Genomic DNA, 17,844 nt, shown 5'->3' with positions numbered 1-17,844 from the left:
ATTTCTAAAAAATCAGGATTAAAACATAAATCCGATACTGAACCAAGTAAAGCTTTTTGACATTTCCGGAGACCAGGATTGTTTAACTTCGATTGGGCCAATAATAGTTTCCAATCCATAACCTACAGCATAACCAGAATATTTAGGCATTGAAATCCAATCGACTGTAGTAAAAATATCATTGCCAAGATTGGCAAAATTTGCCGAAAAATTCACGTGGTTCTTTTTAAAAATTTCATAATCTAAAGTAATATCCGTTTTTATAAAGCTATTTCCGGCAATACTTAAAAAATCATAACCATAAAAATAATTGAAATTATTGATCTTGTTATATCCAAAACCGCCTAATATAAAATCGAAAAAAGGAACGCTGTCGCTGCCTATATTAAATCCGGCATCTGCTCCAATTTTAACCGTAGCTTTTTTGAATACCGTTTTGGCAAAAGCAACTTCTGCCTTTGCAATTGAGAACGGCGTAAATTTATTCGTATAATCTGAAGAGGCCAGATACGTTTGAAGATCTGTAGAAAAATACAATCCGGAGCGCGGGAAATTTTTGCTGTCAAATGAGTCGTATTTTAGATAAGCAAACGCACTAATGTAACTGCTTTTATCAATTATATTTTCTGTATTTGAAAGTGTTGGCGAATTTATTTTCAGGTATTTATATTCTAAACCTCCGCCCATTAAAAACTTTTGTACAAAAATGGTTTGAAAATACGCCTGATTACTCAAATCTAAGAAATCAACATTGATCAAATTAATATTTGGGTTTTCTGCAACCAGTCCGCTCAAACTTGTTGTTACATTTCGGTTAAACTGATTTAATCTAGAGCGGAAACCAAAGCTGATATTAAAACCATTTTCGACATAATAGTTTAAATCATATCTAAAATTATCTCCCAAAATAATGTCCAGCGAAGTAACATCATTTTTTAAAAATGTCTTTTTGTGAGTAAGATTCAATAAAACAGCACTTTTGTAAAGTCCGTCATAGTGAAGACCAAGCTTTAAAAAAGTCTGCGTTGGATTTTCTTTTAATACCAAATCTAAATCATCCTGATTGCCGTCTGGCTGTAAACAATACGAAATCGTACTAAAGTTTTGAGTCGCATTCAAATTGTTTATTCCGGTTTTCAAATCATCATATGTAATAGTGCTTCCTGGTTTAAAACGAAGTTTACCACGAATGTATTCTTTGGTATAATTATCTAATTGGTCGCTGTTTATTTTCTTGATTTCAAGAGTATCTGAAGCGATTTTTAATTTCGGTTTTTTATAAAAGTTGTCTTCGTTTACTAACGATTTAATTTTTTCGTAAACAGCAAAAGCAGCTTCTTCCCCTTTTCTGATAATTTCTTCCCCTCTGTCAAATGAAATTACACCAAAATCACGAATGTCCGGTTTTATGTAAACATCGGTATCCTTTATTTTGCTTTTCATTTTCTCTATAGATTGCAAATTGGTAATCTGAACCAAAATTCTGGTAGCGTTTTTTAAGTTTTTTCGCTTCATTAAATCGTCCTGAACATCAACACCAATAATAATATCGGCACCAAGGTTACGAACTTCTTTAATAGGATAATTGTTTACCACGCCGCCATCGACCAATAAATTTCCGTCGATTTCTACCGGAGTAAATAGGGAAGGGAAAGCGGCACTCGCCATCATGGCCTGAACCAGATTTCCTTTATTTAAAAGTACTTCTTCACCAGTTTCAATATTGGTTCCAATACATAAAAACGGAGTTGGCAATTTATTGAAATCACGAACATGGCGAACGTTTCTCGTTAAACTGCTCAACAAATTATAATTGTACATTCCTTTTGAAAGTGCTTCGGGAATGCCCACTCTGAAATTACTAAACGGTAAAACGATCGCATATAATTCGTCATTTTTTTTACCATAAAAGTTTTTTGAGGAACGCGGAATATAATCGTTTATTAATTCGTCGAAATTGGTTCTTTTGAAAATTGAATCAATTTGCGAAGCATTATAGCCAGAAGCATATAATCCACCAATTACAGAACCCATACTGGTTCCTCCAATATAATCGATTTTGATTCCGGCTTCTTCTAAAACTTTTAAAACACCAATATGTGCAAAACCTTTGGCACCGCCGCCGCTTAAAACCAAACCAATTTTAGGTCTTTTTACGCTGTCTTGTTTTACTTCTTGCGAAAATGAATTTTCAGGAAGAAATAAAAAGAAAAAAAATAACAATGCCGCACCCCAAATGGTTCCGATAGTTCTCGGAACAGGAGAAAATCCTATTGATTGGGTCTTTGAAATTAACAGCTTGCTTAGGCGCATAAAAAATAAGTAATTGGTTTTGTAAAAGTCGGCAATTTTTTCGGCTTTATACTAGATTTATCTTAATATGATTGTGTTTTTGAAAGTATTAATTTTTTGTTTTTATCGTATTTCCAAACATCCGAATGATTTCTTGCACCGCCCCTGCAGCTTGAGGTAAGCGTCTTTTTGATTTTATCAATTTTTACATCACAAAACATATCGCATTTAGGACTAAAGTTTGACGGAAAATTTAAACTGTCAAATTGTTTTGTCTTCGGATTAAAAATAAAAATCTCATAAATTGTATACACTCCCATACCATCATCCGTATGAAAAGAAGCAAAATCTGTAAACCCGTCAAAATTAAAATCATTTACTTCTAACCTGGATTGTTTTCCTGTTATTGAAGCTTCGAGATTGTTTATGACTTGAACTTGCCCTGTTTTAGAATTTTTTATTTTTAATGTTTCAAAATCATCTTCAAAACTTACTTTAAATTCACTTTTATCTTTTTGTATAACCGAAACTTCATTTTGGCTATATGAAATAGAAAAAACGAATAGTAAACAAATATGTAAAAAGAGCTTTTTCAAAATGAATTAATTTTCTTTTGGATGATAAAATTCGACAATTTTTTTGGCTTTTGATACACCGACAATATCAGATATATCTTTTTCAGAGGCTAATTTCAATCTCTTAACACTCTTGAAATGTTGTATTAACGTGAGCATTGTTTTTTCGCCAATTCCCGGAATACTTTCTACCGAAGAATTAAGTGCTGCTTTGCTTCGTTTGTCACGGTGAAATGTAATTCCGAATCGGTGCGCTTCGTTTCGTAACTGCTGAATTACTTTTAAAGTTTCTGATTTTTTATCGAGATATAACGGAATCGAATCGCCCGGATAAAAAAGTTCTTCAAGACGTTTCGCAATTCCAATAATTGCAATTTTACCACGTAAACCTAATTCATCAATACTTTTTAAAGCTGCAGACAATTGTCCTTTTCCTCCGTCAATAATTATTAATTGTGGTAAAGGTTCATTTTCATCTAATAATCTTTTGTAACGTCGGTATACGATTTCGGTCATCGAAGCAAAATCGTCAGGGCCTTCAACCGTTTTTACATTAAAATGTCGGTAATCTTTTTTGCTGGCTTTTCCGTCTTTAAAAACGACACAGGCCGCAACAGGATTTGTTCCCTGAATATTTGAGTTATCAAAACATTCAATATGTCGAGGCTCAACCGGAAGACGTAAATCTTTCTGCATCTGCGCCATAATTCTATTAACATGACGATCAGGATCTACAATTTGTAATTGTTTCAATTGTTCAATTCGGTAGAATTTTGCATTTCGAATCGATAAATCCAGAATCTGTTTTTTATCACCAAGCTGCGGAACGGTTACTTTTATTTTTTCGCCCAAATCAATTTCAAACGGAACAATAATTTCTTTTGATAATAATTGAAAACGTTCCCTAAGTTCGATAATCGCCAGTTCTAATAATTCTTCGTCGCTTTCGTCTAGTTTTTTCTTGATTTCTAAAGTGTGCGAACGAATAATCGAACCGTGAGAAATTTGTAAAAAGTTGATATAAGCCGCGCTTTCATCTGAAACAATCGAAAAAACATCAACATTCGTAATCTTAGGGTTTACAATCGTTGATCTTGATTGGTAATTCTCCAGAACGTCTATTTTTTCTTTGATTTTTTGTGCTTCTTCAAACTGTAAATTCTGCGCATATTGATTCATTAAACGCTTAAAATCTTTCAAGCTTTCTTTAAAATTTCCTTTTAGGATTTCGCGAATCGCATCGATTTGTCTTTGATAATCTTCCAGAGATTCTAAACCTTCGCACGGACCTTTGCAATTGCCAATATGATATTCCAGACAAACTTTAAATTTTCCTGAATCGATATTCGATTTGCTTAAGTCGTAATTGCACGTTCTTAATGGATACAGTTCTTTAATTAAATCGAGAATGGTATGAACCATTTTGAAATTAGTGTAAGGACCAAAATATTCAGACCCGTCTTTGACCATTCTTCGGGTTAAAAATATTCTCGAAAAAGGTTCTTTTTTAATGCAAATCCAGGGATAACTTTTATCATCGCGCAGTAAAACATTATATCTTGGCTGTAATGTTTTGATTAAATTGTTTTCTAATAAAAGCGCATCGGTTTCTGTGGGAACTACAATGTGTTTTATAGTCACGATTTTTCGAACCAAGACATTTGTTTTGGCCGTATCATGAATTTTATTGAAATAGGAGGAAACCCTTTTTTTTAAATTTTTGGCTTTGCCTACATATAAAATTTTCCCGTCTTTATCGTAATATTGATACACACCGGGATTGTCCGGCAAGGTGAGAATTTGTAGATCTAAGGACGGTTTTGACATTCTGTTTTGTTTCTGAAGATAGGTGAAAAGCGATTTCAAAAACCATTCTGGTTCTTGAAAAAAGCTTAACAGTGATTTAGTTTCAAATTTACGAAATCAAAAGAATAATTTCTATATTTAGCTTTTATAATTCCACATGAAAAATAGTAAGCCCCTTGTTATTTTTGGTGAATCAATTTTGCCGGGAGAACACAAAACTATAAACGTCGAAATAGCGCGATTACATACTACAACAAAACTTAATATTCCTGTAATTGTCCGTCGTTCCAAGCATGAAGGCCCGGTTGTTTTATTTTCGGCAGGAATTCACGGCGATGAAATTAACGGGGTAGAAGTGGTTCGACAAATCATCAGCAAAAAAATAAACCGTCCGGAAAGAGGAACTATAATTTGTATTCCCATTATCAATATGTACGGTTTTGTGAATAAATCTCGTGAGTTTCCTGATGGAAGAGATTTAAACCGCGTTTTTCCGGGAAGTAAAAAAGGTTCTTTAGCAAGCCGATTTGCCTATCATATCGTAGAGCAGATTTTGCCCATTATTGATTTTGCCGTCGATTTTCATGCCGGAGGTGCAAGCCGATTTAATGCTCCGCAAATTAGAATCACAGAAAATAATCCGGAATTAAAAGTTCTTGCCGATGTTTTTAATGCGCCGTTTACTTTATATTCTAAAAATATTGGTGGTTCTTTTAGAAATACCTGCGAAAAAGCCAATGTAAAAATGCTGCTTTTTGAAGGTGGAAAATCACTCGATATAAATGATGCTATTGCCAATGAAGGAATTATGGGCGTGAAGCGTTTATTGTATTATTTGAATATGCTCGACCCAAAACATGTTGTTGAGGAAGCCGAAGAACCTTCGATTTATATTAAATATTCAGTTTGGCTTCGTGCAAAATGCTCCGGTTTGCTTCATGATTATAACATGGTGGGAAGATTTGTAACCAAAGGAACTATCTTAGCGATTATTACAGATCCGTTTGGAAAGTTTGAGCAAAAAGTAAAAGCACCTCACGACGGATTTGTAATTAATGCCAATCATTCGCCAATTGTTTACGAAGGCGATGCGATTTATCATATATCTAAAAATTCTCCTGTAAATGTCGACGAGTAAAAAAGAATTAAGACTTGAGTATAAAAATCTCCGAAAAAAACTTTCTGAAAGTGATATCGAAGAAAAAAGTCTGGCTATAGCCAATAATTTAATTCAGCTGCCAATTTGGGATAAAACGTATTATCATGTTTTTTTGCCAATTGTGGAACAAAAAGAAATTGATACGGAGTTTATCCTGCATTTACTTTCGGGAAAAGATAAAGAAATCGTGATCTCAAAAAGCGATTTTGAAACCAGAGAAATGTCTCATTTTTTATTGACGGATAATACCAAAATCAAAAAAAATGAATATAATATTCCTGAACCCGTAAACGGACTTCCGGTTCCGACGCAAAATATCGAGGTTGTTTTTGTACCGCTTTTGGTTTTTGATGTTTTTGGAAATCGTATTGGTTACGGAAAAGGTTTTTACGATAAATTTCTTACTGGTTGTAAACCCGAAACCATAAAAGTTGGTCTTTCATTCTTTGAATCCGTAAATCAAATCGATGACGTTTTTGAATCTGATATAAAATTAGATTATTGTGTTACACCTGAGAAGGTTTATAATTTCCATTAAATTTTCCAATATATATTTCACAATCAAAATCGACCCGGCATGTTGTAGAGACGCGCAGCAGTGCGTCTACGCAACGTTTGTCGATATGCTGGACGTAGACGCACTGCTGTGCGTCTCTACGATATGCAGGGGTGGATAATCTGTTGTGCTATAAATAAGAATATCAATCAACCACAAACAAACTTAAATTTTCTTATATCACTTACATGGTGAAATTCTGCCAAAAAGAAAATCCCAAACTCAAATTGTTATGTTGGAATTTGGGATTTTTTATTTGAATTTTTATGCGATTTATCCTGTAGAGGCTCACAGTTTGCGTAGCGTTTGTCGATATGCTGGACGTAGACGCACTGCTGTGCGTCTCTACGATTTTGATTGTGGAAATATTCTTGTGTAAAAAAATATTTAGAATCATTTCTATGTAATCTATATCCATCCCAGCATATTGTAGAGACGCACAGCAGTGCGTCTACGCAACGTTGATCGACAAATATTTTGATTGTGGAAATATTCTTGTGTAAAAAAATATTTAGAATCGTTTCTATGTAATCTATATCCATCCCAGCATATTGTAGAGACGCGCAGCAGTGCGTCTACGCAACGTTGATCGACAAATATTTTGATTGTGGAAATATTCTTGTGTAAAAAAATATTTAGAATCGTTTCTATGTAATCTATATCCATCCCAGCATATTGTAGAGACGCGCAGCAGTGCGTCTACGCAACGTTGATCGACAAATATTTTGATTGTGGAAATATTCTTGTGTAAAAAAATATTTAGAATCGTTTCTATGTAATCTATATCCATCCCAGCATATTGTAGAGACGCACAGCAGTGCGTCTTACGCAAAGTTTGTCGACAAAGAATTTTAAAATGTGAAATTCCAACAAAAGAAAATCCCAAATTCCAATTGTAATCTTGGAATTTGGGATTTTTATATTTTAAATAGTTGAAATTTTTATTTTACTTCTTTAATTGTTGAGGCATCAATCCAGCCTTCAGTTCCGTCTGTTAATTCGATTTTTTTCCATTTTCCAACTGTTTCCATAACATAAACTTTTGCACCTTCATGAAGCAGAATAATAGCTGAACCCGCTTTTTGCGGTTCGCTTCTAACTTCGCTTAATTCAGCAAAAACAATTGCCGGACGATCGTTGTCAAAATGATCTTTTTCAGACATTCCTGCAAAAACACTTAAAATCAAAGCGACCAAAAGAATAAACATTCCAATGAAATAAATTCTTTTTGTAATCGTAAGCTGTGAAAAATAATAACCAATAAAACTCAACAAAAACACAAAACCAATAGCAACAGAAATCTTAGCCCATTGATTATAATCAAAAATGCCTGTAAAGTTCTGGATTAGTTTTGCAAAACCAACTTTTGGAACTTCTTTGATTTCATCAATTGTTAGTTTTTTTGCAAATTTTAAGTTGTTTAAAGTCTCAGGATCGTTTGGTTTTAATACCAAAGCTTTTTCATAATTGTAAATAGAAGGTGCAACTTTATTCAGTTTATAATAACTGTTTGCCAAGTTAAAATATAACTCTGCCGACTGCTGTTTGTTTTCTTTAATAATATCTTCATAAACCTGAACAGCTTCCTGATATTCTCCCTTTTGGTACAAAACGTTTCCTTTTTCAAAGCTGCTTTGAGCAAAGAAAACCTGTGAGATTAGTAAAAAGAGATATAATATATTTTTCATTATTAATTTTTTAAAACCTGTCGGGTTTGAATTTAAGTTAAAAATTAAACGATCTGTTTTTCTAATTCTGAAATAATCAAAACAGCTTTGTCATAATCCTGCTGAATCGAAGCGCTTGATGCCGGAGCATAACGAGCAAATTCACAGTTTTCGGTCAGATTAATGAAATTCTGAACCGTTTCAGGATTTGAATTTCTTGATAAAAGCAGTTCCTGAATATTGTCTTTACTCATTTCTGAAGTTTCAATATGCAGTTTTGCTTTTAAGAAATTGTGCATTGCTTTTTCAAGAGCAATATAAAACGCCTCTTTGTTGTTAAGCTGTTTTTTCGCCTGCGATAAATATTTCTTCGCAAGTTTATTGTTCATTCTAATTCTGTTTCCGGTTACATCACTGTCAATTGCTTCTTTTTTCTTCTTAACCAAAATTATAATTGGAATAATGGCAAAAGGGAAAAACAATAAAGCATAATACAAATCTGAACCGTAAAAATCATCTTTAGCAACTGCTGCTAAAGTCGTTTTTAACTTAATATATTTGAATTGTTCTGTTTTAGTAATTACATTTTTAGACGCTGTCGAAGGATTTGCTTCAGCTAAAGTTGGGCCATCTAAAACATCCACCATAATTTCAGTAGAAGTAATTGTTTTATACGAACCTGTACTCAAATCAAAATAAGAGAACGTCATTGGTTTGATCGCATATTTTCCTTTGTACTGCGGAATAATAGTGTATTTATCTGAAATTTTTCCAGACATTCCAGATAATGAAGTGGTTACTTTTTCATCGTGAACCGGATCATACATTTCTAATGCATTTGGTACAACAGGTTTTGGAAGCGTAAACAATTTCATATTTCCTGTTCCGGAAGCACTCACAAGCAAATCTAAACCTTCACCGCTTTTCAGCGTTGTTCTTGATGGTACAACTTTAAAACTAAAGTTACCAACTGCTCCGGTAAAGCCTTCTGGTTTACCAGATTCAGGAAGTGGTCTTACACTTATAGTTCTGGCTCCAGTTGTTACCACTTTATTATCTTCAGCAATAATCATCTGGCCAAACATATCGCGGCGATTTGTTGGCAATTGCACGCCAATATCTAATGAGAATGGTTCAATTGTTAATCTTCCTGATTTTTGCGGATATAAAATGGCTTTCTTCAATACAACATAGTGACATCTTTGCCCTTGGTAACTTCCTTCTTCCATCACCAATTGTTTGACATCAATGTTTTGATTCCAGAAATCATTGTATTTTGGTTTAGCAATTTCTCTAAACCCGGTAACACCAATCTCATTAAAATATAGTTTGTAAACAACCGTTATAGGTTCATTTACATAAGGAGTTGTTTTAGAAACCTCTGCAACTAATTGTAATAATTCATTTCCAGAGCCTCCGCCTTGTTGTCTAGGATCATTTGGATCTCTTTCCTGTGCAACAGCATTAGTAACGGTAACTTTTATTGGAGCTGTTTTATAAACCTGTCCATTATATTCTATTGCGGCCTGTTTGATAATAACAGTTCCTTTTTTCTCAGGCTGTAAAATATAAGAGTATATTTTTTGAAAAGAGCTTCGACCGTTTACCCAAGACTGGCTTATCTGCTGGCTTGGTCCGGCTACAAGTTTAAATCCTTCAAATGCAGGCTGGTCAAAATTATCGCCATCGACATTCATGATAAAGTCAATGCGGAGTCTTTCGTTAAGTCCAAGCGTATTTTTGCTTACTCTGGCTTCAAATTGAACTTGAGCCATAAGCCCTTGAAAAGTGAGCAGTAATAGAATTAAATATCTTTTCATTTAACCGTTTAGTCGTTTATTTGTTTAACCGTTTAATCGTTTAACTATGTATTTGTTTTAAAAATGGAATCAATTAAACAAATAAACGGTTAAACGACTAAAATTATTTTACCAGTCTTTTTCTGGTTTTTTAGGATTTGCTTTTATTTTTTGTGCGTTTACTTTATCTTGGATTTTCTTTTCTTCGTTGTTTACAGCATCTAATAAATTCTGAACACGTTCTTTTGAAATCCCTCCAGGCTGTGGTTTCGGTTCTCCTTTGTTGTCAGACTTGTCGTCTTTCTTCGGATCATTTTTACCGTCATTTTTATCTTTGTCCTTATCGCCTTTGTCGTCTTTTTTATCCTTGTCCTTATCTTGGTTTTTATCCTTGTTCTTGTCTTTATCTTTATTTTTATCCTTGTCTTTGTCCTTATCCTTATTTTTGTCTTTGTTTTTATCGTTTTTAGGAGGATTTTCTTTTAGCTTTTGTTTAGCATACGCATAATTGTAACGCGTCTCTTCGTCAGTAGGATCGTTTCGCAAAGCTTCTTTATACGCTTCAACAGCCTGCGTATAATCTTTCTCTTTCATAAAAACGTTACCAAGATTATGAAAAGCTTTGTGTTTTTCAGGTCTTGTTTTGGCAATCTTTATGGCATTCGCGTAAGCATATTTTGCTTCAGAAGCCTGATTTTGTCTGTAAATTGAGTTTCCTAAATTGTAAGAGCCAGCTGCGCGTTTTGAAAATTTTGATGCCGAAATTCTGTAATTAGCTTCAGCATCAGTAAATTTATTCTGCTTATATTCTTCATTGGCATCAGGCAATGTCTTGTCTTTTTCCTGAGCAGAAACTGCAAAAGGAAGCGTTAGTAAAATATAAAGAAGTAAATTTTTCATTCTAATTTTTTTATTTTTTGTTCCGAATTTCGAGCGGAATCTTTATTTCTTTTCGTTGAATAAATTCAACTCTTTAATCCAGTTTGTTTTTCTTTCTAAAAGGAAAATGTCTACAAATAACAGCAAGAGTCCAAAACCAATAAACCATTGAAACTGCGATTGAAAATCGGCCATTTGTGTCGATTCAAATTCAGTTTTCTGAATATTGTTTAAAGCATTTTTAATGTATTCTAAAACCTCTTTGGTATTTCCGCCATACACATAACCGCCTTTTGTAGCTTTTGCAATAGTTTTTAATCCTTCCTGATTCAGTTTTGTAATAACAGTTTGTCCGTTTTGATCTTTTTGATAACTTTTAACGATGCCATTTTCTCTTAACGGGATTGTTCCTCCCCTTTCAGTTCCAACACCAATCGTAATGATTTTTATTCCAAGTTTATTGGCTTCTTCTGCCGCCGCCGAAGCGCCTTCAGAATGATCTTCACCATCAGAAATTAAGATTATAAGTTTACTTGTTTTGCTTTTTTCATCAAAATATTTAGCTGATAATCGAATCGCTTCATCAAGAGAAGTTCCTTGCGATGAAACCATATCAGGATTCATGCTTTGAAGGAACATTTTTGCAACACTATAATCAGACGTAATTGGTAATACCGGAAAAGCACTTCCAGCATACGCCACAATACCAATTCGGTCACTTCCTAATGAGTTTATAATCTGCGAAACTAACTGTTTACTTTTCTCTAAACGACTTGGCGCCACATCTTCGGCAAGCATACTTTTAGATACGTCGACAGCAAAAACGATATCAATTCCTTCACGTTTTACCGTTTCCATTTTTGTTCCAATTTTCGGATTTACTAAACCGATAATTAAACACACCAATGCCAAAAGCAAAACCGATAATTTTAATACTGGTTTAAAAACAGATCTGTCCGGACTCAGTTTTTTTACCATGTCTATATCTCCAAATTCACGTTGTTTTTTTCTTTTCCAATACATATTGAAAAAGAAAACACAAACCACAATTGGGAGTAATAGTAAGAGATATAAATATTTTTTTTCGTCTAATTCCATAAATATTTTAAAATTCCAAAAATCTAAATTCCAAATTCCAATTTCTGTTGTTTGTCTAAAAAGCTGATTTTAAAATTCCAAATTCCAATTTGTTATTTGGAATTTTATTATTGGAATTTTTTGATTTTTCAAATCAAATAAAGCTTCTGTAAACTGTATTTCTTAAACCAACTTCAAGTAGTAATAAAAACGCTGCGAGTAAAACAAAAACTCTGTATTTTTCATCGTAATCGTAGAATTTTAATTCCTGTATTTCTGTTGTTTCTAATTTATTAATTGCACTGTATATTTCAGCTAATCTATCGTTGCTTGTTGCTCTAAAGTACGTTCCGTCTGTTTTGCGGGCAATATTTTTCATTAACTGCTCATCAATTTCAACTTTCTGCATTTTGAATAAAAAACCGCCGTTTGGTGCATAAGCGTATGGAGATTCTGCCATTCCGTTTGTACCAAGACCAATTGTATATACTTTTATTCCGTATTGTTTTGCAATGTCAGCAGCCGTTTCAGGTTCAATAAATCCGGCATTATTAACACCGTCTGTCATTAAAATAACTACTCGGCTTTTTGCTTTACTGTCTTTAAGACGGTTTACTGCCGTTGCTAAACCCATTCCAATTCCGGTACCATCTTGTAAAACCGTATCATATTTAATTCCTTTTATAGCTTCCAGAATAATTGGTTTGTCGCTTGTAACAGGTGTTTTTGTATAAGCTTCAGATGCGTATAAAACTAAACCAACCCTGTCATTTGGTCTTTCTTCAACGAAATCAGCAGCAACTCTTTTTAAAGCTTCCATACGGTTTGGCTTTAAATCTTTTGCGAGCATACTTCCAGAAACGTCAATTGCTATTACAATATCAATTCCTTTTGTTGTTTTAGTCTGATTGCTAATGTCGACTGTTCTTGGTCTTGCTAAAGCAATAATCAGCGAACTTAAAGCAATAATCCTGAAAACATATAAACAAGGTTTTAATTTGGTCAATAGCGATTCGCTGTTTTTGAAACCTGCTGTCGAACTCATTTTTAATGTAGCCGACTGCTGATTTCTTTTCCAAAAAAACCAGCCAATAGCGATTGGAATTAATAGAAATAACCAAAAGAATTCCGGATTTAAAAAAGTGATCTGATTATTCATTAGTTACTTGCTTTTTTAAGTTCAACAGAATTTAAAATTCGGGTTGTGATGTCGTTTGCATACGTATCGCCTTCTTCATGGAAAATGATGATTTGCTGTAATCCCTGATCTTGTTTAAATAGCAGGATTTCATAATAACCCTTTACACTCGTTTTATTTGCTGGATTTAAAACAGTCATTGTTCCATAACCTTTTATACCCTGAATACCTTGATTGGTTTGAAAATCTTCTTGCTTAACGATGATGTTTTGACCGCCTTGAAGCTCGATTACTTTTAAAGCGCCTTCTAAAGCTTTAGATAAATCGATATCAGCAGGAGTTTTAAATTTAGCGGTTGAAACTGCCACATAAAAATTGTCAATCATACTTCCGTATGCAAAAAGCTGCATTTCCTTAATCAACGCCATTGTTTCTTTTGGAAGTGCTTTTAGTACATCCATTCGTTTTAAAACTTTTGGAGTTTCAATGATAACGCCTGGATTTCCGTATTCACTTTTTACCCATTCTCCTTCTAATAATTCTTTAGTAGGATGCCCGATAATATTGTCTTTTACATAAGTAAAACCTTTTGTTGCAATAAAGAAAGTTATAGTGGCTAATAATAAAAACACAACAGAACCAACCGTAATGGCAATTCGTTTGTTTCTTTGTTTTTTTAATTGAAGCTGAATTTGTTTTTGCTTTTGCGCTTCGTTTAGCAATTGATCTTCTTCTTCAGCCGGAACTTCTGTCGGGATTGCATTGTCAAGCGTTAAAATTACTTTCTGAATTTTATTTCTATCATCCGTAATTTCAAATTCAAGCGGTTTAGATTTTGCAAATTTTACTAAATCGGCCTGACGTAAAACGCGTTCCAGATTTTCAACAGTTTCTGGCGTTAAGGTCATTTTCTTCTTGGTCGAAGCTGTTCTAATCGCCTCAATTAATTCAGAAGTTGTGCTTTCCATTGCAGGAATATGAATTGCTTCTTCAATATAATTACGCGCAATATCGGTCAGTTCACTATAGTATTCTTTAATTTCTCCTTTTTGAACAAGTTCTTTTGACTCCAAATTGTTTAGTAAACTAGTCGCTTTTTCAATAGGTGTTTTATAAACTTCTTCTTCGATTTTCTTTTTCTGATGTTTTTTAACATACCAATAAATTCCTGCGCCAATTGCTAAAATAATAACTAAAGTCAAGATATATTTCCACCAATCGCCAGTAACGCTCTCTGCAGCGGTAACATCTTTAATGTCATACATTTTTTGCTGTAAAGTATCCACTTTTACATTAGCAACTTCTACACGAATAGAATCTGAGAAATAAGGTTTTTTATCAATTAAAATTTGAACACTCGGAATTACATATCTTCCTGAATCAAATTGTGTTAATCCATATTTTTTGATTAATTCGTACGTATCGTTTTTCTTAACGGTATCAACCGGATACGATTGAATAACTTCTAAAGGACCAAATCTTTTTAGTTTAGGGAAAACAACTTTTGAATTAGCATTTACAACCGTTTTCAGCGTCAGTTTAAATTCGGCGCCAATTTTATTTTTGGTGGTATCAATGCTGGTTTCGACTTGTTTTTGAGCAAAAACAGCCGTAGAAAGCAAAAATAAAAATATGTAAAACTTTAATTTCATTTGATTTGTGATTTCAGATTTTAGTCTAAAATGAATACTTAAAATTGGAACACGAATGACACAGATTTAAGCGGATTTTTTTATTTGAATATTTAGAGCAGATAAAAATTCTAAAATCTAATATCTGCAATCTAAAATTATATTTATCGTGACTTGAAATATCCAAGCAATTTGGTGACATAATTTTCGTCGACTCTTGTGTTTACAACACCGGCTCCGGATTTACTAAAAATATCTTTGAAATAATTTACGCGTTCCTGATAATGTTTTTCGTAATTCATTCTCACTGTTTTTGAGCCTGTATTTACCAATTGAATTTTTCCCGTTTCGGCGTCAAGCATGGTTACCATTCCTAAATTTGGGATTTTTTCTTCACGGATATCATATACGCGAACACCTGTAATATCGTGTTTTTTAGAAGCGATTTTTAAAGTCTGCTCGTAATCCTGAGACATGAAATCAGAAATTACGAAAACGATCGCTTTCTTTTTCTGTGTTCCCGATAAAAATTTTAAGGCTTGTGAGATATCTGTTTTGTGGCTTTTTGGTTCAAATTCGATTAATTCACGAATAATTCGCAAAACGTGTGAACGGCCTTTTTTTGGCGGAATGTATAATTCGACATTATCAGAAAATAAGATTAATCCAATCTTGTCATTATTTTGTGTAGCCGAAAAAGCCATCGTTGCAGCAATTTCTGTTACGATGTCTTTTTTAAACTGACTTTTTGAACCAAAACCTTCAGAACCCGAAATATCAACCATTAAAACCATGGTTAATTCTCTTTCTTCTTCAAAAACTTTTACGTGGGCTTCGTTGTAGCGTGCGGTTACATTCCAATCGATGTTACGAATATCATCGCCATATTGGTATTGGCGCACCTCGCTGAAAGTCATCCCGCGCCCTTTAAATGAAGAATGGTATTCTCCCGAAAAGATATGATTGCTCAGTCTTTTGGTTTTGATTTCTATTTTCCGTACTTTTTTTAAAAGCTCTTTTGTATCCATTTTTCGGATTGCAGATTTTAGATATTAGATTTTAGATTATTTTTAGACTGCAGATTTAAATCTAAATTCTGCAATCTAAAATCTAAAATTTTTTTAAGGTACTTCAATCTCGTTTACGATTTTGTTGATAATGTCTACAGAAGTAATGTTTTCGGCTTCAGCCTCATATGTGATTCCAACTCTGTGACGTAATACATCATGCACAACAGCACGAACATCTTCTGGAATTACATAACCACGACGTTTGATGAAAGCGTAACATTTAGCAGCGTTTGCTAAGTTGATACTTCCACGTGGAGATGCTCCAAAACTGATAAGTGGTTTTAAGTCGGCTAATTTGTATTTTTCTGGGTAACGAGTAGCAAAAATGATATCCAGAATATATTTTTCGATTTTTTCATCCATATAAACTTCACGAACTGCTTCTTGCGCACGTAAAATTTGTTCTACAGAAACTACAGCATTTACTTTTTCGTAGCTTCCTTTTAAGTTTTGACGAATTACAAAACGTTCTTCATCAATTTTTGGATAATCAATTACGGTTTTCAACATGAAACGGTCAACTTGTGCTTCAGGAAGCTGGTATGTTCCTTCTTGTTCAACAGGGTTTTGAGTTGCCAAAACTAAAAACGGACGATCTAACTTGAAAGTGGTATCGCCAATTGTAACTTGTTTTTCCTGCATCGCCTCTAAAAGCGCAGACTGAACCTTTGCCGGAGCACGGTTAATCTCATCGGCAAGTACGAAGTTGGCAAAAATTGGCCCTTTTTTAATAGAGAATTCGTTTGCTTTAATGTTGTAAATCATGGTTCCGATAACATCGGCAGGAAGTAAATCCGGCGTAAACTGGATACGGCTGAAAGAACCCTGAACCGCTTGTGACAACGTATTAATGGCCAAAGTTTTTGCTAAACCAGGAACTCCTTCAAGTAAAATATGCCCCTGACCCAAAAGACCAATTAACAGACGCTCGACCATATGTTTCTGGCCCACAATAACTTTGTTCATTTCCATTGTAAGAAGGTCTATAAAAGCACTTTCTTTCTCAATTTTTTCATTTATCGCTCTAATGTCTAAAGTCGTTGTATTTTCTTCCATATAAATATTTTTAAAACCTTGATTTTTACGCCTAATTTTTGAGAGTGCAAATTGAATATTTTTTAAGAAGTAAGATGTTAAAGAATGGTTAAAACTTCGACCAATCACCTAATTTTAAGGACGAATTGTGAATCTATTTTTATATTTTTAAGAACTTTGGTGATTATGTTTTACAAAAGCATATTTATTAGCAAAAATAACTCAATATAACCATGAGCAAAACAGCATTATCGCCTATAATTTCGGGCACTATGAATTGGGGTGTTTGGGATAAAAACCTTTCACCAAAAGAAATGGAAAACATGATACAAATTTGTATCGAAAACAAAATCACAACTTTTGATCACGCCGATATTTACGGAGATTATACCACCGAAGCCGATTTTGGTAAAGCATTTAAAGCCAGTAAAATTTCGCGCGAAAAATTACAATTAATTACAAAGTGCGGAATTCAGCTTGTAACAGAAAGCCGTAATAACAAAATCAAACATTATGATTATTCTAAAGATTATATCATTTGGTCTGTTGAAGAATCTTTAAAAAAATTGAAGACAGATTATGTTGATGTATTTTTACTGCACAGACCAAGTCCGTTAATGCAGGCAGATGAAATTGCAGAAGCAGTTGAAAAATTAAAATCGGAAGGAAAAATTTTAGATTTCGGACTTTCGAATTTTACAAGTTCTCAAACCGAGTTAATTCGTCAGAAAACAGGAGTAAGCTACAATCAGGTACAATTCTCTGCAACTCATTTTGAACCAATGGTTGACGGAAGTTTAGATTATATGCAGGCACACGGAATTCGCCCATTATCATGGAATCCGCTTGGAACTGTTTTTAGAGAGGATACTAAGAAAACACGTCGTTTGAAAAAGTTATTTTCAACGTTGCTTGAAAAATATCATCTTGGTGCAGATACACTTTTACTGGCGTGGATTTTAAAACATCCAGCAGCAGTTATTCCAATTGCAGGAACAGTTAACGTTGCCAGAATTCAATCTTTAGTAAAAGCTGCTGAATTAGAAATGGACAAAGAAGACTGGTTTGCGATCTGGACAGAAAGTATGGGTGACGATGTGGCTTAAAAAAGTTTTCAGTCTCAGTTTTCAGTAATCAGTTAACTAAAATATTTTGCCACA

Annotated in this window: 14 protein-coding genes; 3 read left to right on the top strand and 11 right to left on the bottom strand. The window is 33.7% G+C overall.

From position 1 onward, the window contains the following. Positions 1–18: 18 nt before the first annotated feature. From BUE10_RS12815 to uvrC, 3 genes are all read right to left on the bottom strand, one after another. Positions 19–2,313 carry a patatin-like phospholipase family protein gene (locus tag BUE10_RS12815; protein WP_073485643.1) on the bottom strand — a complete coding sequence of 765 codons (2,295 nt, stop codon included), beginning with the start codon at positions 2,311–2,313 and terminating at the stop codon, positions 19–21. Between the two features lie 62 nt (positions 2,314–2,375). Continuing rightward, positions 2,376–2,888, bottom strand: a complete 513-nt coding sequence (locus tag BUE10_RS12810) for an XAC2610-related protein (protein ID WP_073485641.1) — start codon at positions 2,886–2,888, stop codon at positions 2,376–2,378. Between the two features lie 6 nt (positions 2,889–2,894). Continuing rightward, positions 2,895–4,694 (bottom strand): excinuclease ABC subunit UvrC, encoded by a 1,800-nt coding sequence (gene uvrC / locus BUE10_RS12805; RefSeq protein ID WP_073485639.1) that lies wholly within the window; start codon positions 4,692–4,694, stop codon positions 2,895–2,897. Positions 4,695–4,830: 136 nt separating this feature from the next. Here uvrC and BUE10_RS12800 point away from each other — a divergent pair, with 136 nt between their 5' ends. Together BUE10_RS12800 and BUE10_RS12795 are read left to right on the top strand one after the other, a co-directional pair. Continuing rightward, positions 4,831–5,811, top strand: coding sequence for a succinylglutamate desuccinylase/aspartoacylase family protein (locus BUE10_RS12800; protein WP_073485637.1), 981 nt, complete (start codon positions 4,831–4,833; stop codon positions 5,809–5,811). Then, positions 5,798–6,370, top strand: a complete 573-nt coding sequence (locus BUE10_RS12795) for a 5-formyltetrahydrofolate cyclo-ligase (protein WP_073485635.1) — start codon at positions 5,798–5,800, stop codon at positions 6,368–6,370. The genes BUE10_RS12800 and BUE10_RS12795 overlap by 14 nt, the downstream gene beginning before the upstream one ends. 959 nt (positions 6,371–7,329) lie before the next feature. Here the strand turns inward: BUE10_RS12795 and BUE10_RS12790 are convergent. The 8 genes from BUE10_RS12790 to BUE10_RS12755 form a co-directional block, all read right to left on the bottom strand. Further along, the gene (locus tag BUE10_RS12790) at positions 7,330–8,076 is read right to left on the bottom strand and encodes a tetratricopeptide repeat protein (RefSeq protein WP_073485633.1); all 747 of its coding nucleotides are present in this window, start codon (positions 8,074–8,076) and stop codon (positions 7,330–7,332) included. Positions 8,077–8,120: 44 nt separating this feature from the next. Continuing rightward, on the bottom strand, positions 8,121–9,875 hold the full coding sequence (locus tag BUE10_RS12785) for a BatD family protein (RefSeq protein WP_073485631.1): 1,755 nt from the start codon (positions 9,873–9,875) through the stop codon (positions 8,121–8,123). 108 nt (positions 9,876–9,983) lie between these two features. Next, positions 9,984–10,754, bottom strand: a complete 771-nt coding sequence (locus BUE10_RS12780) for a tetratricopeptide repeat protein (protein ID WP_073485629.1) — start codon at positions 10,752–10,754, stop codon at positions 9,984–9,986. Positions 10,755–10,796: 42 nt separating this feature from the next. Then, positions 10,797–11,831: a VWA domain-containing protein gene (locus BUE10_RS12775; RefSeq protein WP_073485627.1), complete on the bottom strand. Its 1,035-nt coding sequence runs from the start codon at positions 11,829–11,831 to the stop codon at positions 10,797–10,799. A 133-nt stretch (positions 11,832–11,964) separates the two neighbouring features. Next, complete coding sequence (locus BUE10_RS12770; protein ID WP_073485626.1) at positions 11,965–12,969, bottom strand: vWA domain-containing protein; 1,005 nt, start codon at positions 12,967–12,969, stop codon at positions 11,965–11,967. Beyond that, the gene (locus BUE10_RS12765) at positions 12,969–14,600 is read right to left on the bottom strand and encodes a hypothetical protein (RefSeq protein ID WP_073485624.1); all 1,632 of its coding nucleotides are present in this window, start codon (positions 14,598–14,600) and stop codon (positions 12,969–12,971) included. Before BUE10_RS12765 ends, BUE10_RS12770 begins: the two co-directional genes overlap by 1 nt. 143 nt (positions 14,601–14,743) lie before the next feature. Beyond that, positions 14,744–15,607, bottom strand: a complete 864-nt coding sequence (locus tag BUE10_RS12760; RefSeq protein WP_073485623.1) for a DUF58 domain-containing protein — start codon at positions 15,605–15,607, stop codon at positions 14,744–14,746. Positions 15,608–15,700: 93 nt separating this feature from the next. Next, positions 15,701–16,705 carry an AAA family ATPase gene (locus BUE10_RS12755; RefSeq protein ID WP_073485621.1) on the bottom strand — a complete coding sequence of 335 codons (1,005 nt, stop codon included), beginning with the start codon at positions 16,703–16,705 and terminating at the stop codon, positions 15,701–15,703. A 212-nt stretch (positions 16,706–16,917) separates the two neighbouring features. On the opposite strand from BUE10_RS12755, the gene BUE10_RS12750 reads away from it, so the two are divergent. Further along, the gene (locus BUE10_RS12750) at positions 16,918–17,790 is read left to right on the top strand and encodes an aldo/keto reductase (protein WP_073485619.1); all 873 of its coding nucleotides are present in this window, start codon (positions 16,918–16,920) and stop codon (positions 17,788–17,790) included. The last annotated feature ends 54 nt before the right edge of the window (positions 17,791–17,844 follow it).

This window comes from Flavobacterium sp. CF108 (assembly GCF_900129795.1).
Lineage (GTDB): Bacteria > Bacteroidota > Bacteroidia > Flavobacteriales > Flavobacteriaceae > Flavobacterium.
The sequence above is the reverse complement of the archived record's forward strand: the minus strand, read 5'-3'. Positions and strand labels throughout refer to the sequence as shown.